Consider the following 25,784-nt stretch of genomic DNA (forward strand, 5'->3'; position numbering starts at 1 on the left):
GTCAGCCACCCCCTCGGACCACTACGCTCCCTGCCTATGGCTCCCGCAGATCTCGTCGTCACCGGAACCGTATTGACCGTCGACGAGTCGCGGCCCACCGCCGAGGCGCTCGCCGTCGCCGACGGGCGCATCGTCGCCGTCGGCAGCCGCTCCGATGTCGCCGACCACATCGGCCCGGACACCGAAACGATCGACGTCGGCGACGGCTGCGTCATGCCGGGATTCGTCGAGGCGCATGGGCATCCACTGATGGAGGCGATCGCGCTGTCGGACCGGATCGTCGACATCCGCCCCGTCACCATCCGCGATCCCAAGCAGGTGGTCGACGCGATTCGGCGTGAGGCCGCGCGCCGGGGATCCCAAGGCGCCTACCTCAACGGCTGGGACGCGCTGCTGCAGCCCGGCCTGCCCGATCCCACCCTGAGCTGGCTCGACGACATCGCGCCGGACGGACCGCTGGTGATCATCCACAACTCCGGCCACAAGGCCTACTTCAACTCGCGCGCCGCGGAAATCAACGGGCTCACGCGCGGCACCCCCGACCCCAAAGGGGCCAAGTATGGCCGCACCGCCGAAGGTGAGCTCGACGGCACGGCCGAGGAGATCGGTGCCGTGTTCCCGCTGCTGGGCGGCGCGGTTGAGGGCGGTGCCTATCCGGACATGTTGCTTGCCGAGTGCGCCCGGCTGAACCGTGCCGGCCTGACCACCTGTTCGGAGATGGCCTTCGACCCGAAGTTCAAGCCGCTGGTCGAGCAGCTGCGCAAGGACCTGACGGTGCGGCTGCGCACCTATGAGGTCTCCAACGCACAGTTGTCCACCGACGCCAGCCCGGGCGAAGGCGACGACATGGTGCGCCAGGTCGGTATCAAGATCTGGGTGGACGGCTCGCCGTGGATCGGCAACATCGCGTTGTCGTTTCCGTACCTGGACACCGCCGCCACCCGCTCGGCCGGCATCACGCCCGGTTCCTGTGGCTGCGCCAACTACACCCGCGAGCAGCTGACCGAGATCGTCGGCGCGTACCTGCCGCGGGGCTGGCAGATGGCCTGCCATGTGCAGGGCGACGCGGGTGTGGACACCATCCTGGACGTCTACGAAGAAGCCCTGCACCAGCACCCGCGCCCCGACCACCGGCTGCGGCTCGAGCACGTCGGCGCTATCCGGCCCGAGCAGCTGCAGCGCGCCGCCGACCTCGGGGTGACCTGCAGCATCTTCGTCGACCAGATCCACTACTGGGGCGACATCCTCGTCGACGGCCTGTTCGGGCCCGAGCGCGGATCCCGTTGGATGCCGGCCGGTTCCGCGGTCGCCACCGGAATGCGCATCTCGCTGCACAACGACCCGCCGGTCACGCCCGAGGAGCCGCTGCGCAACATCAGCGTCGCGGCCACCCGGACCGCTCCCAGCGGCCGGGTGCTGGCGCCCGAGGAGCGCTTGACGGTCGAGCAGGCGATCCGCGCGCAAACCATCGACGCGGCGTGGCAGCTGTTCGCCGACGACGTGACCGGCTCGCTGGAGGTGGGCAAGTACGCCGACCTGGTGGTGTTGTCGGCGGACCCGCGGGCCGTGCCGCCCGAGCAGATCGCCGACCTCGAGGTGCGTGCGACGTTCCTGGCGGGCCGCCAGGTCTACGGCCAGTGAGGCCCGCCCTGAGGGACCTGCTCGACCGCCTGCACGTGGTCGCGCTGCCGATGCGGGTGCGGTTCCGCGGCATCACCACCCGGGAGGTCGCCCTCATCGAGGGGCCGGCGGGCTGGGGGGAGTTCGGGGCCTTCCTGGAATACGCGCCGCCGGAGGCCGCGCACTGGCTGGCGTCGGCCGTCGAGGCCGCCTACCGCCCGCCGCCGCCACCGCGACGCGACCGCATCCCGATCAACGCCACCGTGCCGGCCGTCGACGCCGCCCGGGTGGGCGAGGTGCTGGCCCGGTTCCCTGGCGCCCGCACGGCCAAGGTGAAGGTCGCCGAGCCCGGCCAGACCCTGGCCGACGACGTCGAGCGGGTCAACGCGGTGCGCGAACTCGTGCCGACCGTGCGGGTGGACGCCAACGGCGGGTGGAGCGTGGAGCAGGCGGTGCGGGCGGCGGCCGCGCTGACCGCCGACGGCCCGCTGGAATACCTCGAACAACCCTGCTCGACCGTCGACGAACTGGCGGCCCTGCGCCGGCGGGTCGACGTGCCGATCGCCGCCGACGAGAGCATCCGCAAGGCCGACGACCCGCTCGCCGTGGTCCGCGCCCGTGCCGCCGACATCGCCGTGCTGAAAGTCGCTCCACTGGGCGGCATTTCGGCCCTACTGTCGCTAGCCGCGCAGATCGACATCCCGGTCGTGGTCTCCAGCGCGATCGACTCCGCGGTGGGAATCGCCGCGGGCCTGGCCGCCGCGGCCGCCCTGCCGGTGTTGGACCACGCCTGCGGGCTGGGCACCGGCGGGCTGTTCGTCCACGACGTCGCCGAGGTCGCCCCGCCCGTCGACGGCACCCTGGCGGTCGGGCCGGTCACGCCCGATCCGGGGCGGCTGCGGGCCCTCGCCGCGCCCGCGGAGCGGCGGCAGTGGTGGATCGACCGGGTCGAGGCCTGCCACCGGTTCCTTGTACCGTCGTCCGGGTGATCAACCTGGCTTACGACGACCGGGGCTCGGGCGAGCCGGTGGTGTTCATCAGCGGTCACGGCGGCGCCGGTCGGACCTGGCACCCCTACCAGCTTCCCGCGTTCCTGGCGGCCGGCTACCGCGTCATCACGTTCGACAATCGCGGGATCGGCGCCACCGAGAACGCCCAGGGCTTCACCACCCAGACCATGGTGGCCGACACCGCGGCGCTGATCGAAGGACTCGACGCCGCTCCGGCCCGCATCGTCGGGATGTCGATGGGTGCGTTCATCGCCCAGGAACTCATGCTCGCCCGGCCCGAACTCGTCAGCTCCGCGGTGTTGATGGGCACCCGCGGCCGGATGGACAAAACCCGCGAGTTCTTCCGCGACGCCGAGGCCGAGCTGGCCGACGCCGGCGTCCAGCTGCCGAGCTCGTACGAGGCGAAAATCCGTCTGCTGGAAAACTTTTCGCACAAGACGCTCAACGACGACGTCGCGGTCGCGGACTGGATCGCGATGTTCTCCATGTGGCCGGTCAAGTCGACCCCGGGAATGCGTTGCCAGCTGGACATCGCCCCGTACACCAACCGGTTGCCGGCCTACCGCGCGATCACGACGCCGGTGCTGGTGATCGGCTTCTCCGATGACGTGTTGACGCCCCCCTACCTCGGGCGTGAGGTCGCCGACGCGCTGCCCAACGGCCGGTACGTGCAGATCGCCGACGCCGGCCACCTCGGCTTTTTCGAGCGCCCGGAGGCCGTCAACGAGGCGGCGCTGAAGTTCTTCGCCAGCAACTAGTTTTTTCGGGTTGTGACAGGCTGTAGGAGTGAACCCCTCGACGACACAGGCCCGGGTCGTCGTTGACGAGCTGATTCGCGGCGGCGTCCGCGACGTGGTGCTGTGCCCCGGGTCGCGAAACGCGCCGCTGGCGTTCGCGCTGCAGGACGCCGACCAGTCCGGCCGGATCCGGCTGCACGTCCGCATCGACGAGCGCACCGCCGGTTACCTGGCGATCGGCCTGGCGATCGCCGCCGGTGCGCCGGTGTGCGTTGCGATGACGTCCGGCACCGCCGTGGCCAACCTCGGGCCGGCCGTGGTGGAGGCCAACTACGCGCGCGTGCCGCTCATCGTGCTGTCGGCCAACCGGCCCTACGAGATGCTGGGCACCGGCGCCAACCAGACCATGGAGCAGCTGGGCTACTTCGGCACCCAGGTCCGCGCCGCCATCAGCCTGGGCCTGGCCGAGGACGCCCCCGAGCGGCTGGCCGCCCTGAACGCCACCTGGCGCTCGGCCACCTGCCGAGTCCTGGCCGCCGCCACGGGATCTCGCACCGCCAACGCCGGTCCCGTGCAGTTCGACATCCCGCTGCGCGAACCGCTGGTCCCCGGTCCGGAGCCGCACGGCGCCGCGGCCCCGCAGGGCCGGCCCGGCGGCCGGCCGTGGACCTACACCCCGCCCGTCGCCTTCGACCAGCCGCTGGACATCGACCTGACGCCCGACACCATCGTCATCGCCGGACACGGCGCGGGCGCGCAGCCCAATCTCGCGGAGTTGCCGACCGTCGCCGAGCCGACGGCGCCCGCCCCCGCCAACCCGCTGCACCCGCTGGCCCTGCCGCTGCTGCGCCCCAAGCAGGTGATCATGCTGGGCCGCCCGACCCTGCACCGGCCGGTGTCGGCGCTGCTGGCCGACCCCCAGGTGCCGGTGTACGCGTTGACCACCGGACCGCGCTGGCCCGACGTCTCGGGCAACTCGGCGGCCACCGGCACCCGGGCGGTCACCACCGGCGCCCCGAATCCGGCCTGGCTGAAGCGCTGCGCGGACGTCAACCGGCACGCGAACGAGGCGGTGCGCGGCCAACTCGAGGCACACCCGCTCACCACCGGTTTGCACGTCGCGGCGGCCGTCGCCGACGCGCTGCGCCCCGGCGACCAGCTGGTGCTCGGCGCGTCCAACCCGGTCCGCGACGCGGCGCTGGTCGGCCTGGACACCCACGGCATCCGGGTGCGCTCCAACCGAGGTGTGGCGGGCATCGACGGCACCGTCTCCACCGCGATCGGGGCCGCCCTGGCCCACGAGGGGCGCACCGTCGCGCTGATCGGCGACCTGACGTTCGTCCACGACAGCTCCGGGCTGCTGATCGGCCCCACCGAGCCGACGCCGCGCCGGCTGACCATCGTGGTCTCCAACGACAACGGCGGCGGCATCTTCGAACTGCTCGAGCAGGGCGACCCGCGGTTCTCCGACGTGTCGTCGCGTATCTTCGGCACGCCGCACGACGTCGACGTGGGTGCGCTGTGCCGCGCCTATCACGTCGAGAGCAGGCAGATCGAGGTCGACCAGCTCGGCGCGGCTCTCGACGAGCCCGCGGCCGGCATGCGGGTGCTGGAGGTCAAGGCCGACCGCTCCTCGCTGCGACAGCTGCACGCCGCCATCAAGGCGTCCCTATGAGGGTCCGGTGAACCACCCGAAAAGGTTGCTGCACATACTCATTCACGGCCGCAGCGATCACCCGCCGAACACCCGCTCGCGGATTGCGTTGCGCTGGGCCCGCATCGCGGTGCTCATCGTGACCGGCCTGGTGACGGTGCAGTCGGTCCTGCTGGTCGCCGGGGCCTGGCGCGACGACCTTGCGATTCAACACAACATGGGGGTGGCGCAGGCCGAGGTGCTCAGTGCCGGGCCGCGGCGCTCCACCATCGAATTCGTCACACCCGAGCGGGTCACCTATCGCCCGGAGCTCGGCGTGTTGTACCCGTCACATCTGGCCACGGGAATGCGGATCTACGTCGAGTACAACAAGAACGATCCCAATCTGGTTCGCGTGCAGCACCGCAATGCCGGCCTGGCGATCATCCCGGCCGGCTCCATCGCGGTGGTGTGCTGGCTGGCGGCGACGGGGCTGCTCATCGGGCTGGCGGTGCTGGACAGGCTGCTGGATCGTCGCAGTGACGCTGCCGACCAGCAGATTTCGCGCGACGTATGCCCGTAGGCAACCTTTTCGACAGTCGGTGCTGACACCGTGATGTTGTGCGCGTTGCCATCGTCGCCGAATCGTTCCTGCCGGAAGTCAACGGTGTCAGCAACTCGGTGATCCGGGTGCTCGAGCACCTGCGCCGGACGGGTCACGAAGCCCTCGTCATCGCCCCGGACACCCCGCCCGGTGCGCCCCCAGCGGATCGCGTCTACGACGGAATCCGCGTGCATCGGGTTCCGTCGCGGATGTTTCCCAAGGTGACCACGCTGCCGCTCGGTGTGCCGATGCCCCGGATGGTCAAGGTGCTGCGCGGATTCGACCCGCACGTCGTGCATCTGGCCTCGCCGGCGCTGTTGGGCTACGGCGGGGTGAAGGCGGCGCGGTGGCTGGGGGTGCCGACGGTCGCGGTGTATCAAACCGACGTACCGGGTTTCGCGGCGAGCTACGGCATCCCGATGACGACACGGGCCGCGTGGGCCTGGTTCCGCCATCTGCACAGCCTCGCCGACCGCACCCTGGCGCCGTCCAGCGTGACGATGGAATCGCTTGTCGCGCACCGCTTCCCCCGGGTCCACCACTGGGCGCGCGGGGTCGACGTGCTGCGGTTCGCGCCGTCGGCACGCGACGAGGCGCTCAGGCGGCAATGGTCGCCCCAGGGCAAGCCGATCGTCGGCTTCGTGGGCCGGTTGGCGCCCGAGAAGCACGTCGAGCGGCTGATTCCGCTGGCCGCGCGGGAGGCGCTACAGGTCGTCGTCGTCGGTGATGGCGTGGACCGGAACAAGTTGCAAAAGGCAATGCCGACAGCGGTTTTCACCGGAGCTCTGTACGGTGACGAACTCGCGGCGGCGTACGCCAGCATGGACGTCTTCGTGCATCCCGGCGAGCACGAGACATTCTGCCAAGTCGTGCAGGAAGCGCTGGCGTCGGGGTTGCCGGTGATCGCCCCCGACGCCGGCGGCCCACGTGACCTCGTCACGCCGTGGCGCACCGGTTTGTTACTGGGCGTCGACGAGTTCGAAGCGAAGTTGCCGGCGGCCGTCACCCATTTGATCGACGAACGCCAGCGTTACGCGCCGGCCGCCCGGCGCAGCGTGCTCGGCCGCAGCTGGCCGGTCATCTGTGACGAGCTGCTCGGCCACTACGAGGCCGTGCTGTCGCCGTTTGCCCGCCGGCGGATGTTCGCCAAGCGGTACGCGCAGGGGCAGTGAGCTAGCGGTCAGCCCCGCGCCGGCCATCGCTGCGGGATGATTTGCTGTCGGCATCTTTGCTGAACGCTTCTCGCGGCCGTGTGTCGCGCTCTAACATCCAAGTTTGGTGCCGGATCGGCGGGGCAAGGTCGACGACTTGATCACCGGCCGCATCGATGGATGGGTGATCCCGACCAAGCTCTGGGTCGCAGGGGCAGGATTGGCCTGATAGGAGGGGTCAGCATGTCTTCCCATTTGGAGGTGTGGAAACCCTCGGGACGGGAGCTGATCGCGCTGAGCGGTGAACGAGTGACCCTGGGCAAGGCCTTGACCAACGCCGTGTCGTTCGAGCACGACCCGACCGTGTCCCGCGTGCACGCCGTCTTGGAGAACTTCGGGCAAGCGTGGTCCGTGCGGGATCTCGGTAGCCGCAACGGCACCTACGTCAACGGGGAAAAGATCGCCGCGGAACGGATCCTGCGGTCTGGAGACGAATTACGCCTGGGCAGTTCACGGTTGGTCTTCTGGATGACAAGGGGGGCCGACGAAGCACCGGGTGATCAAGAAACCGAAACCGGCAAGTCCGTCCTGCGACCGCCTCGGATGACCCAGCGCGAACTCGAGGTCCTCAAGGTGTTGTGTCGGCCGTTCGTCTCCGATGACCCGTTTCCCGAGCCCGCGTCGGTTCGTCGGATGGCCCAGGAGCTGTTCGTTACGGAGGCGGCCGTCAAGCAGCATCTGCAACACCTGTACGACAAGTTCGGTATCAACGCCGATGGAGATCGTCGGGTCCGGCTGGCCAACGCGGCCATCCGCCTCGGGGCTGTCAACCGCTCCATGCTGCGTGAGCGTCGCCCGCGGCAACGGTGAGCGGCCGCGTCACTAGGAGACCTTGTCGAGCACCCCGCCGCCGAGCATGGCGACGGCGTTGAGGGCGCTGCGGCGGTATTCGTCGCATGTGGGGCACGACTCGATATGGCGCGCAATGCGTTTGCGCATCAGGACGGTGAACTGTTGGTCCCAGCCGGACAGCTCCGCGGAGAGGCGCGGGCATCCGTTCTGGGGAGCGCGGCGGGCCACCAACAGCGCCCCCAACGAGCGTTCAATGGTGTCGCGCAGCCGCTGCAGCAGCTTCTTGGTCGAGTCATAGCTGATGCCGAGCGTTCGTGCGAGCTCGGCTCCGGTCATGCCACGGCGGTAGGCGAGCTCCAGCACCTGGCGGTCGCGCTCGGACAATCCGCCGGCGGCCTGGGCGATCAGTTGGCGGAGTTCGTTCTGGGCCGTGAGCGTGAACGGCCCCGGGCCGGTGGCCGCGTTGTCGGGCAGCTCGTCGGACGCGGCCTCGCGGCGGCGTTCGGACAGGGTCCGCAGTGCGCTGCGCCGGGCGATGGCGTAGAGCCACGGCCTCAGCTTGTCCGCGTCACGAAGCTTCGGCAACTCTGTCGTCGCCGTGCAGAAGACCTCTTGCACGCAGTCAGAGGCCGCGTGCCGATCGCGCAGCATGCCGACGCAGTAGGCGTGCAGCGGGGCGGCGTAGCGGTGGTAGATCCCGGCCAGCGCGGCGCGATCGCCGGCCGCAGCAGCCCGGGCGAGGTCCGCGTCGCTCACGATGGGGCTGTTCGGCAGTGTGGTCATGAAACTCATGACTGAAATGCTCGGCGATGGCGGGTGATCTCGTAATTACCGTGGAAGCCAGTTTCCACTCCCGAAAGGGAAGGGTTTCCTATCCGTTTGGTAAGGGTTTGTTCGGCAAGTGCCGGTAAGCCGACTCGGCTGCGGGGAGCATGCCGACGACGACCACCGCCCCATCACCGTTACCTCGGTGATGGGGCGGTGGCGACGATCTTGACGTGTTATGGGCAGCTCACGCCTTCGTCTTGGTGTGCGCCGTGCGGGTGCCGGTGCCGTTTCCGGTGCCGGTCCCCGTGCCGTGGCCGGTGCCCGTGCCGGTGCCGTTGCCGCGGCCGCCGTGGGCGATGCGCAGCTCGTCGGCGGTCAGTGTGCGGATGCTCTGCCGGCGCAGCGCGATCTTGTCGTGGTTGATACTCATGTGACCTTTCCTTCTGGTGATTTGTTGACGGCAAGCCCGGGTGGGCCCGCTCATAGGTAGGAGCGCCGGCGACGTCGAAGGGTGACCCTTTTCCCGCGGAGATTTTGCACTTGCCGAACCCGGCCGGTTACCTGCCGGCACAGCGAGAACCGCCCCACAATCGACACCAAATCGGTTGTGGGGCGGTCTCTTCGGGTAGGCGCTGGGCTCTGCTAGGCCACCGTCAGCGTCTGCGTGGGTAAATGAGTAGCCGTCGGATTGGTGCTGGTGCCTGTGTGCGTTCCCGAGCTGGGCATCGTGGTGTGTTTGGTGGTCCTGCCCGTGCCGTTGCCACCGCCGGTGCCGTTGCCGCCCTGACCGCCGTGGGCCATGCGCAGCTCGTCGCCGGTCAAGGCGCGGATGCTTTGCCGGCGCAGGGCCAGCTTGTCGTTGGTGTTCATCGTCTCTCCTGATTGTGATTTGTGTTGGCGCGGACCGGGTTTGGCCGCACTCACAGGTAGGAGCGACAAACCTGGCAAAGCGTGACGCTATTTCGCCCGCGCCAATCGGCTCGCGTAGTGGCGATCCAGAAAGTTCAGCAGGACGAGTTCGTGAGTGCGGGCGGCCGAGCGCAGCAGCCGCACGGCGTTCAGGTGGCTGAAGCTGTGCAGCAGCTCCGGATAGGACCGGGTCAGCTCACCCCGCCTGGAAAGGTCCGCCAGCTCCGCGAGCAAGGGCGCCATCCGGTCGGATCGCCGCCTGAACACCAGGCGCGCGGCTTCGTACGGGTGCCCCTCGCCGTCATCGAGCAGCGCGGTGATGTCGGCGCGCTCGCGGCGCCAGCGCTGCCCGATCCCGGGATCCAGGTTGGCGGCGTTGGGGTATTCCGGCCGGTATCCGGCGGCCCCGCTCTTGGCCCAGTCGCGGCGCTCGTGGATGTCCAGGCCCGCATCGGCCAGGAGGCGGTCGGTGGCATACAGGCACAACCGCCAGCGCGCGTCGGCCGCCTCCTCGCCGCCGAGCATGCCCAGGACTCGCAGCACGGCCTCGCTGTCGACCGCATGGATCCGCTCGGCCAGCTCGACGCCGGCGTCGCCGCCGTAGCGTTCGATCTCGCGGTGGTACGTGTCGGTCGCGAACTTCCATATCGTCCCGTCGGCGAGCCGTGGCGCCAGGGCGTCGGTCAGTGCCGGGAGGGCGTGGTCGCGCAGCGCGGCGGGGTCCCCGTGCAACCGGAGCCGCAGATGATGTTCGGGGTCGGCATAGCGCAGGAAGAACCAGTGGTCGACAACGCCGCTTTCGCGCAGCTGTTCGATGACGGGCCCGACGGTGTCGGTGAGGATGTGATCGGCCGACGCCGTACCCGTGTACGCCTTGAGGTAGAGCCACGGGCTGCCGGGTGCGAACGTCCGGCGCACCGTGGGCGCGGTCCACGACCGGGGGGCGGGTGCCGGTTCGCCGCGGCGGAGGAACGGCACGATGAGTTCGTGGGCGAACCGGCCTTGCGGGCCGCCGGCGACCCCGGTGGGCAGGACCTCCTCGAGGATCGCCTCGGTCCGCCCGCGCAGCACCTTGGCGGCCGCGGCGGTCAGGGCGGGGCTGGCCGTGTCGACGTACAGGCGGTTGTCGCCGTCGGCGATGAGCAGCTCGCCGGGTAGCCCCCGCTCACGGGCGAGCGCCGCCCATGCGGCCACGGCGTCGGACCCGGTGACCCGGGCGATCTCGTCCGCCGACAGCCGCCACCGCGCCCGTGCCAGGACCAGGCGCCCGGAGGTGACTCGGGGCAACGCCGGCGCCCCTGCCAGGGCGCCCCAATCCCACGTAAGCCCGCCGGCCACCCCGTCGCTTTGCAGTGCCGCGAGAAACCGGTAAACCCCGAAGCCGCGCCACGCCGGGTTGTGGGCGGTGGTCAGCCGCGGCCTGACTTCGGCGCCCAGCCGCGGGCTGTAGAGGACGACGCGGTCACCGTCGAGACGCACGGTCAGCTCGTCGACACTGAGCTGACGATCCGCGGGTGCCCCCGAACGACCCAACAGGACCAGCTCGTAGTCGCGCAACACCGGCCGGGCCAACACATTCCCGACACGGCCTTCCGGCAGGTGGACGATCTCGGCGAACACGACACCGGGCGACTGGGCCTCCTCGGCGCGCAGGTGGGCTCGTACCGCGTCGGACATGCGCGCATCGCCGTGACAGAACCGGCCGAGTAGCTGAGCTCCCGAAGGCCCGTAAACGCAGTCGATCTCGATACCGTCCTCGAGGAGGCTGGCGTTGACCGCCAGGCCGTCGGGCAACGGCGGCGGCGACGGCGATTCCAGGCGCGCGACGGTAGGGGCGTCGAGTTCGAGGCTGGCAGCGCCGCTTTCGCGGGTGCGGATCATCATGTCGAGCAGGACGGCGTCGCGCGCGGTGAACGCATACTGCGGTGCCACACCGCCCAGGTCGAGGCCGGTCAGCAGTGGCGACTCGTCGGCGGCCGGGTGCGTCGACGGGTCGAATCCGACGCCCATCTCCTCGTCGAGCGCCTCCATCAGCGGGACCTCGCGGTCCTCGTAGCGCGCCGCGAACTGCTGCTTGAACCGAATCAGCGCCGGATCCTCGCCGCCGGTGGACAACCGATGCAGCAGGTGCACGCCCTCGGTGAGCAGTCGCACCGCGTCGGATCCAAGCCTCAGACCGGACCCGGCCCGGTGCAGGTCGACCTGGATCAGCCGGGCTTCGTCGCCTTCGCCGGCCAGCTCGAGCAGGGTTGCGGCCGCGGCACCGTAGGCCTCCGGCGGATTTCCCAGCCCGGCGGCGTCCAGCCGGGCGAGCTCGTCGGATACCCGCCGCAACGCCTCCGACGTCGCGGCGAAGGCCGGTCCGCTCAGCGATGACATCAGCTGCGCCAGCGGTTCTGGGCCCGTTACCGCGGGCTCTGCCACCGGCGTCAGGACCTTGGCCTCGATCAGGGCATCGACGTACTCGCGGGCCTCGCCGCGCTCGACTACCATCCCTTCGGCAACGGCCTCGACGACCGTGTCCACCGAACAGCCGCCGGCGGCCGCGTCCAGCGCACACCGCAACGGCGCGTCGTCCTCGATAACGACCAGATGATGCGAGCGACGGCCCTCGCGAAGCCGGCTTTCGATGAGGCGCACGGCCCCGGCGGCGTGGTAGCGGCTGGAGTTGGGTTCCACCATCATCGCCGGCCGTGTCGCCGGATCCGCGAGCAGCCGCTGCACCAGCGCCGCCAGCACCTCGGTGTCGGGCCGGCTGTGCCGACTGACCCGCTGCGGGCCGTCGACCACCAGCGCGGTGGCTCCCGGATCTGGGCTCACCTCGCCCAGCGCGCAGCCCGCGAAAAGTCCGAAAGGGGTTGCGCGGGTGCACATGCGCGTCAGGTACGCGGTCACCGAGGCAATCACCCGGTCGTCGGGATCGCCCGCGGCCAAGCATCGCATCAACCCGGGTGAGGCGAGGTGCAGGGCCTCGCGAACCTCCGGCCGCGCAACGAGGGTCCGCCAGTGGTCGGAATCGGCGCGCAGGCAATCCAATTCCTGCAGTGGCAGCAACGGCGCGCGCATCACGAAGAAGCCGCTCGGAGTCAGTGTGGACGTCGATGGAGCGTTCATTGCGGTTGCCTACCTTGCTGTTTCGCCGACGAGTTGTCCGGCCACGAGTCGTGCGTAATGGCCGCCCATGGCCATGAGTTCCTGGTGACAGCCCGCCTCGACGACCCGGCCCGCGTCCATCACCACGATGTGGTCGGCGTCGATCACGGTCGCCAGTCGATGCGCGATCACGATGACGGTGCAGCCGAGCCGCGCGATATTGCCGTGGACCCTGGCCTCGGTGACGGTGTCGAGACTGCTGGTCGCCTCGTCGAGCAACAGGATCCGTGGCCGGGGGGCGAGCGCGCGTGCCAGGGCAAGCCGTTGACGTTGACCACCCGACAGCGAGGCGCCCGCGTCGACGAGCGGGGTGTCGAAACCCATTGGCATCGCGCGGATGTCCTCGGCGACGCCGGCCAGTTCCGCCGCCGACTCGAGCCGCTCCAGCGGCAGGCTGGGGTTACCCAGTACCAGGTTGTCGCGAATCGGCAGCCCGAAGATGTAGGGGTCCTGGGTCACCACGCCGATTTGCGAGCGCACGCTGCGCGGGTGCAGGGTGGCGAGGTCATTGCCGTCGAGCAGGACGCGTCCCTCCGAGGGTGAGTAGAGGCCCAGTAGGAGCCGGCCCAGCGTGGATTTGCCCGACCCGGAACGACCCACGATGGCCAGGACCTGTCCGGGCCGCACCTCGAGGCTGGCGCCGTCGACGACCGGTGGGCCATGGGGGGTGTAGCGGAAGGTGAGCCGCTCGGCGCGTACCGATCCGATGAGTTCGGGCGCGTGTCGTAGCTCGCGCCCCGCGGTCTCCGTGGGGGTGTTGAACACGTCGTCAAGGCGGGCCAGGTAGCTGCCGAGCAGCTGCACTTGCAGCGCAGTCGCGACCAGAATGCCAAGTGGTTCAAGAAATCCCGTCGCCAGGGCAGCCAGGGCAAGCATGGTGCCCAACGAGAGCTTTCCGCTGGACGTCAGCTCGGCGCCGGCCAGCAGCACCGCGATGGGGGACAACAGCGCCAGCCCGTGGATCGCGGTCGAGACCAAGGCCTCGAGGCGCCCGCGGCGTAGCGAGACGTTCAGTTCGGCGACGAACAGGTTGGTCCAGTGCGCCACCGCGCGCCGCTCCGCGCCGGCCGCCTTGAGCGTTTCGACGGCGGAGAACATCTCGTAGGCGTAGGACTGTGAGCGGGCTTCGGTGGCCAGTGATTCGCCCATCAGGTGTTGGTTGCGGCGGCGCGCCGCCAGCAGGACGGCGACCTGGGCGGCGCCGAGCACGCAGACGAGAAGGCCCAGAGCCGGCGACAGGGCGACGATGACAACCAGGTAGAGGGTGGCCAGCGCGCCGTCGAGCAGCGCGGAGATGGTGCCCGTGGTCAGGATCTCGCGAACCGTGGCGTTGCTGCGCAATCGCATCATCAGGTCTCCCGACGAGCGCTTGAGGAAGAACGCGTACGGCAGGTCCACGAGGTGCTCGAGGAAGTCGAGCGTCATGTCGACGTCCAGGCGACTGCGCAGCCGCAACAGCAAATGGGCGCGCAGATACGTCGCGAGCACCGAGTAGATGACCAAAGCGGCCATCACCGCGGCCAGCACTTTCAGCAGGCGCCCGTCGTCGTTGGGCACGACCCGATCGACGACCACGCCGGTCAGCACCGGCACCGCCAGCGCCATCACCCGCACCACCACCGAGGTGGCCAGCACCCGGCCGATCCCGGTCGATCGGGCCAGCAGGCGCCGCGCGTGATGGAGCGCGCCGGGGGCTCTCCGCCCGCCCGCCGCGAAACCGTCGCCGGGCTCCAGCATGACCGCGACGCCGCTGTAGAGATCGTTGACCGCGTCCCAGCTGAGCCGGTAGCGACCGGCGGCCGGATCGACAATGGTCACCCCGCGCCGTGAAGTCGAGTCGAGGACGATGAAATGCGAAGCACCCCAATGTAGTACGGTGCCCCGGGGCAGAGCCCGCAGATCGTCGAGTTCGGTAGCCACGCCGCGGGCACGCAACCCGAACGAGGTCGCGGCCTCCGCGAGCCGCAAGGCGTCGATACCGTCGCGCCCGGTCCCGGTGGCCTCGTGCGCCTCGGCGAGCGAAACGTGGCGGCCGTGATAGCCGAGCGCCATGGCGAGCGCGGCGGCGCCGCAGTCGGCCATTTCTGCCTGCGCAATGTAGGGGATCGCGCGTCCCCGCCCCTTCACCGCAGCCTCGGCATTAACGCGCTGATCAGCCGCTGCCGTCCTTGCGGAACAACAAGTTCACCGGACGGCGCCGAAACGGGCCGGTCCAACTCGGCCTTCACCTCGGTCGCGGTCACGTCGATGACGACGGCGCCGTGCGTTGTGCCGGAAGCATCCCGAAATTGGACGGCAGCACCCCGGGCAGGCGGTATGCCGCCGCCACGGCTCGCCGTGACAGTCATGCCTTGCGTGACGGCCGGCAGCGCCTCGGTCCGCGCAATGCTGACCGTGCCGGCGATCAGAGCGCCGGCTGCCAACAGCACACCGAGCATGACGAGTCCCGCCTCGGTCCGCTCCTGCTGCTTGATCAGTTCACCGGGGCGGCTCGCCGTGGATTGGCGGTCGCGCCACCGCTCACGAAACACCGGCTCATGCCGGGTCTCGCCGTCGTCGCTATTTCGGTCGGCTTCCATTCGTCGCTCCTTGGGTGGCGGTCGGTCGCAGACGGGGCCGACTCTCGCGGGTAGGAGCTTCAGCGGTGCGAAACGGTGACACCTTTTGGGGATGCTGCCGGCGCCGGCCTGTGGCAATCGCCCGGACCCGATCTAGAGTCCACGGGTTTTGCCGAGGATTATGACCGTCCTCCGGTCAGCCCTGCGCGAGCTCGGCGACGGGCTGCCATTCCGCCCAGGTGCGTAGCCGGCTCTCATAGTCGGCCTTGGCGGTTTCCAGCGGCGAGGCCCCGAAAAACACTCGCAGCGGCGGCTTTTCGGCGTCGACCACCTTCAGCAGCGCGGCGGCGGATGCCTCCGGGTTGCCCGGGCTGGCCCAGCGCTTGCTGCGCTCGGCCTGCACGGCGGCGCGAACGTCGTCGTAGGCCGGCAGCGGATCGGCGTGCCTGGCGGAATCTCCGGCCCAGTCGGTGTCGAAGCCGCCCGGCTCGATCAGCGTGACGTGCACCCCGAACGGGGCGACCTCCTGCGCCAGCGCCTGTGAGAAGCCCTCGAGCGCCCACTTGGACGCGTGGTACATGCCGACCAAGGGGAACGCGGTGATGCCCCCGATCGAGGACACCTGGATGATGTGCCCGCTGCCCTGCGCCCGCAGATATGGCAGCGCGGCCTGGGTGACCCACAGCGCCCCAAAGACGTTCGTCTCGATCTGGTCGCGCGCGTCCCGTTCGGAGAGCTCCTCGACGAAGCCGAACTGCCCGTAGCCGGCGTTGTTGACGACGATGTCCAGCCGCCCGAAGTGGTCGTACGCGTGCTTGACCGCGGCGAAGTCGGCGCTTCGATCCGTGACGTCCAACCGGATCGGCAGCAGCGCGTCGCCGTATTTCTCGGCCAGGTCGTCGAGTGACGCCGTGTTGCGCGCTGTCGCCGCAACCCTGTCGCCGCGCTCGAGCGCCGCGATCGCCCATGCCCGTCCGAAACCGCGCGATGTCCCGGTGATAAACCAAACTTTTTCAGTCACGAAGTGTTGCAACGCCGATGTCGCCGCCTAATTCCCGAGAGGTAGCGTCTCCGTCATGAGTCGCGCGGCCTTGGACAAGGACCCCCGGGACGTCGCGTCGATGTTCGACGGCGTGGCCCGCCGCTACGACGTGACCAACACCGTGCTGTCGCTGGGTCAGGACCGGTACTGGCGGAAAGCCACCCGGTCGGCGCTGGACATCGGGCCGGGCCAGCGGGTGCTGGACCTCGCCGCGGGCACGGCGGTATCCACCGTCGAGCTGCAGAAGTCGGGGGCATGGTGTGTGGCGGCCGATTTCTCGGTGGGGATGCTCGCGGCGGGGGCGGCTCGCGACGTGCCGAAGGTCGCCGCCGACGCCACTCGCCTGCCGTTTGGTGACGATGTATTCGACGCCGTCACAATCAGTTTCGGGTTGCGCAACGTCGTCGTTCCGCAGGCGGCACTGCGTGAGATGGCTCGGGTCACCCGCCCGGGCGGCCGATTGGTGGTGTGCGAATTCTCCACGCCGACCAATGCGCTGTTCGCCACCGCCTACAAGGAGTACTTGATGCGGGCGCTGCCGCGGGTGGCGCGCGCGGTGTCCAGCAACCCGGACGCCTATGTGTACCTCGCGGAGTCGATCAGGGCCTGGCCCGACCAGGCAAACCTGGCACGCGAAATCGCGCGGGCCGGATGGGCGGCGGTGCGGTGGCGCAACCTGACCGGCGGCATCGTCGCCCTACACGCGGGCCACAAGCCGCTGCGGTGAGAACGCCCTAGTGGGTACCGGCGCGCTGCACGAAGCCGACCTGGTCGGGGCAGTAGTGGTCCACCGCGGCACCGAGGAACTGGAACGCCTGCCCCTGGGTGGTGCCCCGCGGCAGGTTGTGCTGGATGAAATTGGCGGACTTGTACGGGTCGCCGTCCACACCCCTGGCGATCCGCTCGCAGGTGATCTTGCCCAGCCACGCGAGCTGGTCCTGCGGCTGGTAGATGCCGAAGCCGTTGACCGTGTTCTTGAACGGGGCGTCCTGGTCGTTGGGCGGCGGCGGCGAGGCCAATGCCGGCGCGGCCAGCGCGATGGCGGCGGCGGCCAGGCCGCCAATAGTAGCCAGCTTCGTTCCCTTCATTAGCCGGACTATACACCGCTCGCCCGAACCGTGCGGAAAATTCTCGACGCCCGCAGTCGGGACCGAGCACCGTTTGCGCACGTCAATGACGGTGAGCAGTTCGCTCAGCTGAACGGCACCCGGCGATCGACCAGCCGGGACAGCCGTCCGGCGCCCCGCCAGGCCCGCGCCACCCAGTCGGCGTCATCGTCGGTGACGAGGTTGGCCATCACCCGCACGGCGATCGTCATCAGCCTCGGGGAGCGCATCGCGATCGGCCCCGTCGTGGGCAGGAACCGCTGGAACGTCAGCAGCAGCGCCAGCCTTCGGGCGATCGAGAACCCCCGGCCGTAGTGCTCCTGCAGCAGCGCCGGCCACACCCGCGACAGGTCGCGGCAGTCCAGCAGCTCGGCGGCCAGCCGCCCCGTCTCCATCCCGTAGTCGATGCCCTCGCCATTCAACGGGTTGACGCAGGCCGCGGCGTCGCCGATCAGCATCCAGTTGGGCCCGGCCACCCCGGACACCGCGCCGCCCATCGGCAGCAACGCCGACGACACGGCCCGCGGCGGCCCGTCGAAGCCCCACTCGTCGCGGCGCAGGTCGGTGTAGTAGTTGATCAGCGGTCGCAGCGCCAGGTCGGCCGGCCGTTTCGACGTCGACAGCGCGCCGACGCCGATGTTCACCTCGCCGTTGCCGAGCGGGAAGATCCAGCCGTAGCCGGGCAGCACTTTGTCCTTGGAGCCGTCGGGTCCGCGCAGCTCCAGGTGCGACGTCAGCCACGGGTCGTCGGCGCGCGCGGTGGCCAGATAGCCGCGGGCCGCGACGCCGTACACCGTCTCCTGGTGCCAACGCCGCCCCAGCTCGCGGCCCAGCGAAGACCGGGCCCCGTCGGCCACGATCAGCTGCCGGCAGCCCACCTCCGTGCCGTCGGCCAACGTCAGCGACACCACGCGTCTCGACGAGTCATGATGGACAGCAACGGCTTTCGTGCCCAGCATCATCCGGGCGCCGGAATCCTCGGCGACCTTGCGGATCCGGTCGTCCAACTCGAGTCGGGCCACCGCACTGCCGGTCGAGGGAAACGACGGGCCCGGCCAGCCGACTTCCACCTCGCCGCCGAATCCGCTCATCCGCAGGCCCCGATGCCTGATGCGGGTGTCCAGCCAGTCGCCCAGCCCGAGGCGCTCGCACTCGGCGACCGCGCGCGGCGTCAGCCCGTCACCGCATGGCTTGTCCCGCGGAAAGCTGGCGGAGTCGATGACCAGCACGTCGTTGCCGGCGCGTGCCGCCCACGCGGCGGCCGCCGAGCCGGCCGGTCCGGCGCCGACGACCACCAGGTCGGCTTTGGTCTCCACGCTCACCAGTATGTTGGTCGGGTGAGTACTCCGGCGACGGTGGTGGCGGGCGTGGACTTCGGCGACGCCGCGTTCGCGGCGGCCGTGCGCGACGGTGTCGGGCGGATCGAGCAGCTCATGGACACCGAACTGCGCAGCGCCGACGAGGTGATGACCGACTCGCTGACGCACCTATTCAAGGCCGGCGGCAAGCGATTCCGGCCGTTGTTCACGGTGCTGTCCGCCCAGATCGGGCCGAACCCGGAGGCGCACGACGTGACCATCGCCGGCGCGGTCATCGAGCTGGTCCACCTGGCCACGCTCTACCACGACGACGTGATGGACGAGGCGGAGGTGCGCCGCGGCGCGCCGACCGCGAACGTCCGCTGGGGGAACAACGTCGCGATCCTGGCCGGGGATTACCTGTTCGCCACGGCGTCGCGGCTGGTCTCCCGGCTGGGACCGGAAGCGGTACGGCTGATAGCCGAGACGTTCGCCCAGCTGGTGACGGGCCAGATGCGCGAGACGCGCGGCCTGACGGGACCGGCCGAAGGGGCGGACGCGATAGAGCACTACCTGAAGGTGGTGTACGAGAAGACGGCCTGCCTGATCGCCGCGGCGGGCCGTTTCGGCGCCATGTTCTCGGGCGCCGACGCCGAGCAGGTCGAGCGGCTGAGCCGGCTCGGCGGCATCGTGGGCACCGCGTTCCAGATCTCCGACGACATCATCGACATCGACAGCGACTCGCACGAGTCGGGCAAGCTGCCCGGCACCGACGTGCGCGAGGGCGTGCACACCCTGCCGATGCTGTACGCCCTGCGCGAATCCGGGGCGAACGCGGCGCGGCTGCGCGAGCTGCTGGCCGGCCCCATCGACGACGACGACGCGGTGGCCGAGGCGCTGGCGCTGCTGCGGGCGTCCCCCGGCATGGCGAAGGCCAAGCAAACGCTGGCGGAATATGCGGCCCAGGCACGCGCCGAGCTGGCGCTTTTACCCGACGTCGCCGGCCGGCGCGCGCTGCAGACGCTGGTGGACTACACCATCAGCCGGCACGGCTAGCGAGTCGCGGAACCCAACGGCCCGTCTCGGACGTTCAATTGGCTGTAGTAGTCAATTCCTGAGTGCTCCGAGGAGGACACCGATGACCTGGCATCCCCATGCCAACAGGTTGAAGACCTTCGCCCTGTTGGTCGGTATGTCCGCGTTGATCGTGTTTGTCGGGTCGCTGTTCGGCAGGACGGCCATGTTCCTGGCGGTGCTGTTCGCCGTCGGGATGAACATCTACACGTACTACAACAGCGACAAGCTCGCGTTGCGGGCGATGCACGCACAACCGGTGTCCGAACTGCAGGCGCCTGCGATGTACCGGATCGTGCGCGAGCTGGCCACCGCCGCGCACCAGCCCATGCCCCGGCTCTACATCAGCGACACCAACGCGCCGAACGCCTTCGCGACCGGACGCAACCCGCGCAACGCCGCCGTCTGCTGCACCACCGGCATTCTGGGGATCCTCAACGAACGTGAGCTGCGCGCGGTGCTGGGTCACGAACTTTCCCACGTCTACAACCGCGACATCCTGATTTCCTGCGTGGCCGGCGCGATGGCGTCGGTCATCACAGCGCTGGCCAACATGGCCATGTGGGCCGGCATGTTCGGCGGTAACCGGGACGGCGAGAATCCTTTTGCGCTGCTGCTGGTTTCGTTGCTGGGTCCGATCGCGGCGACCGTGGTGCGGCTGGCGGTGTCCCGGTCGCGGGAGTACCAGGCCGACGAGTCGGGCGCGGTATTGACCGGTGATCCGCTGGCCCTGGCCTCGGCCCTGCGCAAGATCTCCGGCGGTGTGCAGGCCGCCCCGTTGCCGCCGGAGCCGCAGCTGGCCAGCCAGGCGCACCTGATGATCGCCAACCCGTTCCGTGCGGGCGAGCGGATCGGGTCGCTGTTCTCGACGCACCCGCCGATCGAGGACCGTATCCGCCGGCTGGAGACCATGGCGCGCGGCTAGTGTCGGCGCTCTCCGCAAGGATGCGGGCGTTGCCGATTTTGATATCGCCCGCGCTATCAAATCCGCGAAGCTTCACATGCCCTGGAGCGCCGAGCCCCCTGGGGATGAGTGACTCCCGGATTTGATACCGCCCGTGCTATCAAATCCCGCGTGGACCGCTACACCTAGGGCGCGCAGTGGTTGCCCGACTACAACGAATACGTGGGCGTGTGTATCGAATTGCCCTACATGAGGCGCGAAGCGCCGACGGCGCCCCAGGCCGTGGCCGCCGTCGAGGACGCCGTCCTCGAGCACGTGGAAGCCCTGCGGGCAACCGGCGAATCGGCACCCGAACCGCTTTCCGAACGGCGCTACAGCGGGAAATTTCTCGTCAGAACCTCGCCGCAATTGCATGCCCGCCTTGCGCTGGAAGCCGTGGAGCAGGGTGTGCCGATGAACCAGTGGATAGTCCAGAGACTCAGCGGGCGGGCGCCCAGCGAAACCTTCGGCCTCTCCGGCTATGACTAGCTTGGCGCCCGATTAGGCGGCTGCCGGTCGTTCGGGTTCGACGGGCTCTGTTCCCCTGCGGGGCGAATGACCCGTTTCCAGCCTGCCCCGGATGTGGACCGTGCCGTCGTTGGCCTCGTGCTGGCGCTGCCAGTCGCTGATCGCCTGATGCGCCGCGTGATCCAGGTAGTGCACCCAAACATCCACGGTGACAACACTTCCGGCGGGGATGGAGGCCAGCACCCGGGTCAATCGCGGGAGCGCCAGGAACGTGCAGGCCGCACCCTCGATGACCACCTGCCACCCGTCGCCGGCCGGCTTGGCCTCGACCTTGGCCCGGATCACCCGCCAGCCGGTCAGCGTGATGGCCAGCGCCAGGCCGATCATCACGCCGTGCAAGAGGTTCAGGAAGACGACGCTGACGGCGGTCACGACGTACACGGCGAGATCGCCGTGCTTCATTGCGGTCTCGATGTGGGCCGGCTTGAGCAACTGAATGCCGATGACGATGAGCAGCCCGGCGAGCGCCGCGGTGGGAATCTCTTCGACCAGCTCCGCAAACGGAACGGTGAACAGCAGGATCCACACGCCGTGCAGGAGTGCCGAGGCGCGGGATTTGGCGCCCGCGTTGACGTTGGTCGAGCTGCGCACGATGACACCGGTGACCGGCAGCCCGCCGATGGTGCCCGAGACGATGTTGGCGGCGCCCTGTCCCACCAGCTCGCGGTTGAAGTCGGTGCGCGGCCCGTTGTGCATCCGGTCGACCGACACCGCCGACAGCAGGCTCTCGACGCTGGCGATGAGCGCGACGGTGATCACCCCGATGGCAACCGCACCCCAGTTGCCGTGCGGAATGTCGGGCAGCTGCAACGCGTCCAGCGGCGACCCGTCCAGGTCGATCCGGCGCACGTGGAAGGGAAAGACGACGGACACCACCGTCACGCCGACGATCGCGACCAGTGGGCCCGGAATGCGGCGAACCTTGGCCGGAACCCAACGCCAGGCGACGAGGATGACGATCACCAGCACGCCGAGGACGACCCCCGGCCGATGTGCCCCGATGATCTGACCCGGCAGTCCGATGAGGTTGTGCCAGGCCGTGCTCTTGGACTTTCCGCCGAGCAACACGTGCGCTTGCTGCAGCGCGATCGTGATGCCGATGCCCGCCAGCATGGCGTGCACCACCACCGGTGAGATCGCCAGAGCCGCCCGCGCGACACGGCTGAGGCCCAACAGCACCTGCAGGGCGCCGGCGGCGACGGTGATCAAACAGGTTACGCCCCAGCCGAAGTCGGAGATCAGGTCGGCGACGACCACCGTCAGTCCCGCCGCGGGGCCGCTGACCTGCAGCGGTGACCCGCCGATGGCGCCGACGACGATGCCCCCGACGATCGCGGCGATGAGGCCGGCGAGCACGGGCGCGTTGGAAGCGATCGCGATCCCCAAGGACAACGGGAGTGCGACCAGGAAAACGACGAGCGACGAAGGCAGGTCGTGCCGGATGATCGATCGCACCCGGTCTTTGCGTGGGTTCGTGGCCTGGTCGTGAGGTTGATTGCCGAGCTGTTCGATGTCTTGCATCGGGCGCGTCCCTCGTTAGGCGTTTGCGGGGGATGTTCCGATATCCGGCCCATCATGCGCGCCATTACGTCGTCGTAAACTCTTGGCGCACAAACGGTTAAGACCCGGCCTTGCTCACAGAACCATGGCCGGGAACCCCTGGCTGTGTCACTGACGGTATTTTGCTGGCAAACGCCGGTCAAGCGGACAGGCTCGGCCCATAGAGAATGCAAAGATTTGAATTCGGCGGCGTCATACGGCCACGTCAGAACCCCGAGCCGTGCACCTCGTGGCCGGGGACCTCGGCGATCAGGCCCCGATAGGCCTCCTCGACGGTCGAACCGTGGTTGATCACCGAGTCGACTTCGCGGGCGATCGGCATGTTCAGCCCGAACTCGTTGGCGAACTCCATGATCACGCTGGCGGCTTTGACGCCCTCGGCGACCTGGTTCATCGAGGCGATGATCTCGTCGATCGGCTTGCCGGCTCCCAGCTGTTCACCCACGTGGCGGTTGCGGCTGCGCTGGCTGGTGCACGTCACGATGAGGTCGCCCAGCCCGGCCAGGCCGGGGAAGGTTTCGGGATTGCCGCCCATGGCCACGCCCAGCTTCGTCATCTCGCGCAGCGCACGGGCGATCACCAGCGCGCGGGTGTTCTCCCCGATGCCCAGCGAGTAACCCATTCCGACGGAGATGGCGTAGACGTTCTTCAGCGCCCCGGCCATCTCGACCCCGATGACGTCGTCGGTGGTGTACACGCGGAAACGCCGGGTGCGGAACAGCCCGGACAGCCGGGTCGCCAGATGCTGGTCCGGCATGGCCAGCACCGCGGCCGCGGCGTAGCCCTCGCCGACCTCACGCGCGATGTTCGGCCCCGCCAGGATGCCCGCCGGATGACCCGGCAGCACCTCCTCGATGATCTGCGACATCCGCATGTTGGTGCCCTGCTCGAGCCCCTTGACCAGCGACACCACCGGAACCCAAGGCCGCAGTTCCCTGGCCAGCTCGGTCAGCACGCCCCGGAAGCCGTGCGAGGGAACGCCCATCACCACGACGTCGGCGGAGTTCGCGGCCTCGGCGAAGTCGGTCGTCGCGCGCAAGGTGTCGCTCAGCACCGCATCGTCGCCGAGGTAGCGGCTGTTGCGGTGATTTTCGTTGATGTCCTTCGCCGTCTCCTCCGAGCGCACCCATTGCAGCGTCGGTCCGCGGCGCGCACAGATCGACGCCACCGTGGTTCCCCAGGAACCGCCACCGAGGACAACGACTTTGGGTTCGCGCATCGCAGCTGCCATGGCGATCAGCGTATTGCCGACACCTCACATTTAGTAGCAGTTCACGCGGCACCGATTCGCGTCGAGTGCGGCCTTGGCGCGGCGGACGCCTGACAGCGAAGCTTCCGCTCGGCCCTGCGCCCGTTTCATGCGAAATTCACAAAGTGCATTCATCCGGGGATGGGCAGCGAATGCGCGACCAGCCGCCCATGGCCCGATAAACGCGTGTAGGTCGAAATACATAGACATTTCATAACATTGCCATTCCGGGCCGCGGCGGGCCGGTCCGGTTCATGCCAAACTCACAAAATTGTGCGGAAAAGACTGATGCGCAGGCGGGTCGAAAGCCCTGGACAACGGGCCTACTGCGGGGGCGGTTCGGACGGTGGGCCCGCGGAAAAGAATGCCGCCGCCGACAAATTAAAAATCAATGTGAGCGTTGCCAAAATGGCGAGCTCACGGGGATTGCGGAGCCATCGGTCGCCTTGATGCGCTCGACCCGTGTTTATAGCGTTTCGCGGCAATCGTCCAATTCGCCAGAGGGGAAGCCGCGTGTCCTATGTAAATGTCGATCCGGAGAAGCTGTCGGCGGCGGCCAGCAATCTGCAGTCCATCACCGCCGCGTTGAGTGCCGGCAATGCCGCGGCGGCCGGACCCACCACCGCGGTGGTTCCCGCTGCTGCCGACGAGGTGTCCGCCCTGACGGCGGCGCGCTTCGCCGTCCACGCGCAGCGGTACCAGATCCTCAGTGCCAGAGCCGTTGCCATCCACGAGCTGCTTGCCGCCGCCTTGGCGTCGGGTGCGGGTTCCTATGCCGGCACCGAGGCCGCCAACGCCGCGGCTTCGGCGCTCTGAACGTGTCAGCCAACGTGGACTACGCGCTGTTGCCCCCGGAAATCAACTCGGGGCGGATGTACACCGGCCCGGGGGTCGGTTCGTTGCTGGCGGCCGCGACGGCCTGGGCTGAACTGGCCGCGCAGTTGCACGCCAGCGCCGCGTCGTACCGGTCGGTGATCTCCGCGTTGACCGGCGGGCCGTGGTTGGGTCCGGCGTCGCTGGCGCTGGCCGCTGCCGCCGCCACCAATGTGGCTTGGCTGCGCAGCAGCGCTGAAAGCGCCGAGCTGACCTTCGAACGGGCCGGCGCGGCCGTGGCCGCCTACGAGACGGCGTTCGGGTTGACGGTGCCCCCGCCGGTGATCGCGGCCAACCGCGCCGTGCTGGCGTCGCTGATCGCGACGAATGTCTTGGGGCAGAACAGCGCCGCCATCGCGACAGTCGAGGCGGAGTACTTGGAGATGTGGGCTCAGGACGCCGCGGCCATGTATGGCTATGTGGCGGCCTCCGCGACCGCCACCCAGCTGACCGATTTCGCGGAGCCCGAGGAGGTGACGGACCCGGCCGGGTCGGCCCGGCAGGCCGCCGCGGTGGCGAAAGCCGTAGGCAATTCGGCCCAGACCGGCGCGCAAGACGTCGCGGCGAACGAACCCGCGACCCCCACCTTCGGCAACCTCAAACCGATCGACGAGTGGATTTCGGAGAACACACCGTTGGACGACATGGCCGCGATGTACTCGAAATACGTTGTCCCGTATGTGTCGTCGGGACAGGTGGGGGTTCAGACCGCCCAATCCTTCGGGCAGATCAGCAATGGCATCACGGCCATGACCACGTTCGGAAAGGGCCTGCTACCCGCCGCCTCGTCGGCGGCTCAGGCCGCCGGGGGTGGGACCAACGCGCTGGGCGCCGCCGGCGCCGGGCTGGGCAACGCCGGGTCGGCCGCGGCGGGGCTGGGGCGCGCGCTTCCGATCGGCGCAATGTCGGTGCCGCCGAGCTGGGCCCCGGTAACCGCGGTGACCAACCCGGGGGTCACAACCCTGACGAGCGCGGCCCCGGCCGCGGCCGACGGGCTGCACCCTTTCCCGATGGCGCCCTTTGGGCCAATGACCGGGCACACCGGCTGGCGTCAGACTCCGACGTATGGGTTCAAGCCGTCGGTGATGGCCAAACCACCGGCGGCCGGCTAGCTGT

24 protein-coding genes are annotated in these 25,784 nt (G+C 69.2%); 13 read left to right on the forward strand and 11 right to left on the reverse strand.

Annotated elements, in window-relative coordinates:
* Positions 1–36 precede the first annotated feature (36 nt).
* The 7 genes from G6N51_RS22500 (at position 37) to G6N51_RS22530 (ending at position 7,625) form a co-directional block, all read left to right on the forward strand.
* Positions 37–1,641, forward strand: coding sequence for an amidohydrolase (locus G6N51_RS22500; protein ID WP_083171691.1), 1,605 nt, complete (start codon positions 37–39; stop codon positions 1,639–1,641).
* On the forward strand, positions 1,638–2,609 hold the full coding sequence (locus G6N51_RS22505; RefSeq protein WP_083171690.1) for an o-succinylbenzoate synthase: 972 nt from the start codon (positions 1,638–1,640) through the stop codon (positions 2,607–2,609). Before G6N51_RS22500 ends, G6N51_RS22505 begins: the two co-directional genes overlap by 4 nt.
* Complete coding sequence (locus tag G6N51_RS22510) at positions 2,606–3,388, forward strand: alpha/beta fold hydrolase (protein WP_083171689.1); 783 nt, start codon at positions 2,606–2,608, stop codon at positions 3,386–3,388. The genes G6N51_RS22505 and G6N51_RS22510 overlap by 4 nt, the downstream gene beginning before the upstream one ends.
* A gap of 28 nt (positions 3,389–3,416) precedes the next feature.
* On the forward strand, positions 3,417–5,042 hold the full coding sequence (gene menD / locus G6N51_RS22515) for a 2-succinyl-5-enolpyruvyl-6-hydroxy-3-cyclohexene-1-carboxylic-acid synthase (protein ID WP_083171688.1): 1,626 nt from the start codon (positions 3,417–3,419) through the stop codon (positions 5,040–5,042).
* A 7-nt stretch (positions 5,043–5,049) separates the two neighbouring features.
* Complete coding sequence (locus G6N51_RS22520) at positions 5,050–5,583, forward strand: DUF3592 domain-containing protein (protein ID WP_142274930.1); 534 nt, start codon at positions 5,050–5,052, stop codon at positions 5,581–5,583.
* Between the two features lie 38 nt (positions 5,584–5,621).
* Complete coding sequence (locus G6N51_RS22525) at positions 5,622–6,776, forward strand: glycosyltransferase family 4 protein (RefSeq protein WP_083171686.1); 1,155 nt, start codon at positions 5,622–5,624, stop codon at positions 6,774–6,776.
* A 222-nt stretch (positions 6,777–6,998) separates the two neighbouring features.
* On the forward strand, positions 6,999–7,625 hold the full coding sequence (locus G6N51_RS22530) for an FHA domain-containing protein (RefSeq protein ID WP_083171685.1): 627 nt from the start codon (positions 6,999–7,001) through the stop codon (positions 7,623–7,625).
* 12 nt (positions 7,626–7,637) lie between these two features.
* Here the strand turns inward: G6N51_RS22530 and G6N51_RS22535 are convergent, their stop codons facing one another.
* From G6N51_RS22535 to G6N51_RS22565, 7 genes are all read right to left on the reverse strand, one after another.
* The gene (locus G6N51_RS22535) at positions 7,638–8,399 is read right to left on the reverse strand and encodes an RNA polymerase sigma factor (protein WP_232078455.1); all 762 of its coding nucleotides are present in this window, start codon (positions 8,397–8,399) and stop codon (positions 7,638–7,640) included.
* A gap of 220 nt (positions 8,400–8,619) precedes the next feature.
* Positions 8,620–8,805, reverse strand: coding sequence for a hypothetical protein (locus G6N51_RS22540; protein ID WP_046182717.1), 186 nt, complete (start codon positions 8,803–8,805; stop codon positions 8,620–8,622).
* Positions 8,806–9,017: 212 nt separating this feature from the next.
* Positions 9,018–9,245, reverse strand: a complete 228-nt coding sequence (locus G6N51_RS22545) for a hypothetical protein (RefSeq protein ID WP_083171684.1) — start codon at positions 9,243–9,245, stop codon at positions 9,018–9,020.
* An 87-nt stretch (positions 9,246–9,332) separates the two neighbouring features.
* The gene (locus G6N51_RS22550; RefSeq protein WP_083171683.1) at positions 9,333–12,398 is read right to left on the reverse strand and encodes a lantibiotic dehydratase; all 3,066 of its coding nucleotides are present in this window, start codon (positions 12,396–12,398) and stop codon (positions 9,333–9,335) included.
* A gap of 9 nt (positions 12,399–12,407) precedes the next feature.
* Entirely contained in the window at positions 12,408–14,564 is a 2,157-nt protein-coding gene (locus G6N51_RS22555) for a peptidase domain-containing ABC transporter (protein WP_083171682.1), read from the reverse strand.
* Positions 14,561–15,016, reverse strand: a complete 456-nt coding sequence (locus G6N51_RS22560) for a hypothetical protein (RefSeq protein WP_083171681.1) — start codon at positions 15,014–15,016, stop codon at positions 14,561–14,563. Before G6N51_RS22560 ends, G6N51_RS22555 begins: the two co-directional genes overlap by 4 nt.
* 175 nt (positions 15,017–15,191) lie before the next feature.
* Positions 15,192–16,016, reverse strand: coding sequence for an SDR family oxidoreductase (locus tag G6N51_RS22565; protein ID WP_083171717.1), 825 nt, complete (start codon positions 16,014–16,016; stop codon positions 15,192–15,194).
* A 55-nt stretch (positions 16,017–16,071) separates the two neighbouring features.
* Between G6N51_RS22565 and G6N51_RS22570 the strand changes: the two genes are divergently transcribed.
* The gene (locus G6N51_RS22570) at positions 16,072–16,764 is read left to right on the forward strand and encodes a demethylmenaquinone methyltransferase (RefSeq protein ID WP_083171680.1); all 693 of its coding nucleotides are present in this window, start codon (positions 16,072–16,074) and stop codon (positions 16,762–16,764) included.
* Between the two features lie 7 nt (positions 16,765–16,771).
* Here G6N51_RS22570 and G6N51_RS22575 read toward each other — a convergent pair whose 3' ends face one another.
* Positions 16,772–17,125 carry a DUF732 domain-containing protein gene (locus tag G6N51_RS22575; protein ID WP_083171679.1) on the reverse strand — a complete coding sequence of 118 codons (354 nt, stop codon included), beginning with the start codon at positions 17,123–17,125 and terminating at the stop codon, positions 16,772–16,774.
* Positions 17,126–17,229: 104 nt separating this feature from the next.
* Positions 17,230–18,465: a menaquinone reductase gene (gene menJ, locus G6N51_RS22580; protein WP_142274929.1), complete on the reverse strand. Its 1,236-nt coding sequence runs from the start codon at positions 18,463–18,465 to the stop codon at positions 17,230–17,232.
* Positions 18,466–18,480: 15 nt separating this feature from the next.
* Here menJ and grcC1 point away from each other — a divergent pair, with 15 nt between their 5' ends.
* The 3 genes from grcC1 to G6N51_RS22595 all read left to right on the forward strand — a co-directional run bounded on the left by grcC1 (position 18,481) and on the right by G6N51_RS22595 (position 20,947).
* Positions 18,481–19,497, forward strand: coding sequence for a nonaprenyl/(2E,6E)-farnesyl/geranylgeranyl diphosphat synthase (gene grcC1 / locus G6N51_RS22585; RefSeq protein WP_083171678.1), 1,017 nt, complete (start codon positions 18,481–18,483; stop codon positions 19,495–19,497).
* Between the two features lie 82 nt (positions 19,498–19,579).
* Positions 19,580–20,440, forward strand: coding sequence for a zinc metalloprotease HtpX (htpX, locus tag G6N51_RS22590; protein ID WP_083171677.1), 861 nt, complete (start codon positions 19,580–19,582; stop codon positions 20,438–20,440).
* 228 nt (positions 20,441–20,668) lie between these two features.
* Positions 20,669–20,947, forward strand: a complete 279-nt coding sequence (locus G6N51_RS22595; protein ID WP_142274935.1) for a toxin-antitoxin system HicB family antitoxin — start codon at positions 20,669–20,671, stop codon at positions 20,945–20,947.
* 12 nt (positions 20,948–20,959) lie between these two features.
* Here G6N51_RS22595 and G6N51_RS22600 read toward each other — a convergent pair whose 3' ends face one another.
* Together G6N51_RS22600 and G6N51_RS22605 are read right to left on the reverse strand one after the other, a co-directional pair.
* Complete coding sequence (locus G6N51_RS22600; RefSeq protein ID WP_083171676.1) at positions 20,960–22,507, reverse strand: SulP family inorganic anion transporter; 1,548 nt, start codon at positions 22,505–22,507, stop codon at positions 20,960–20,962.
* Positions 22,508–22,751: 244 nt separating this feature from the next.
* Complete coding sequence (locus tag G6N51_RS22605; protein WP_083171675.1) at positions 22,752–23,777, reverse strand: NAD(P)H-dependent glycerol-3-phosphate dehydrogenase; 1,026 nt, start codon at positions 23,775–23,777, stop codon at positions 22,752–22,754.
* Between the two features lie 531 nt (positions 23,778–24,308).
* Here G6N51_RS22605 and G6N51_RS22610 point away from each other — a divergent pair.
* Together G6N51_RS22610 and G6N51_RS22615 are read left to right on the forward strand one after the other, a co-directional pair.
* Entirely contained in the window at positions 24,309–24,611 is a 303-nt protein-coding gene (locus tag G6N51_RS22610) for a PE family protein (RefSeq protein WP_083171674.1), read from the forward strand.
* 14 nt (positions 24,612–24,625) lie between these two features.
* Positions 24,626–25,780 carry a PPE family protein, SVP subgroup gene (locus G6N51_RS22615; RefSeq protein ID WP_438502042.1) on the forward strand — a complete coding sequence of 385 codons (1,155 nt, stop codon included), beginning with the start codon at positions 24,626–24,628 and terminating at the stop codon, positions 25,778–25,780.
* Positions 25,781–25,784 lie beyond the last annotated feature (4 nt).

Origin of the sequence: Mycobacterium paraseoulense (assembly GCF_010731655.1) — a bacterium.
GTDB lineage: Bacteria > Actinomycetota > Actinomycetes > Mycobacteriales > Mycobacteriaceae > Mycobacterium > Mycobacterium paraseoulense.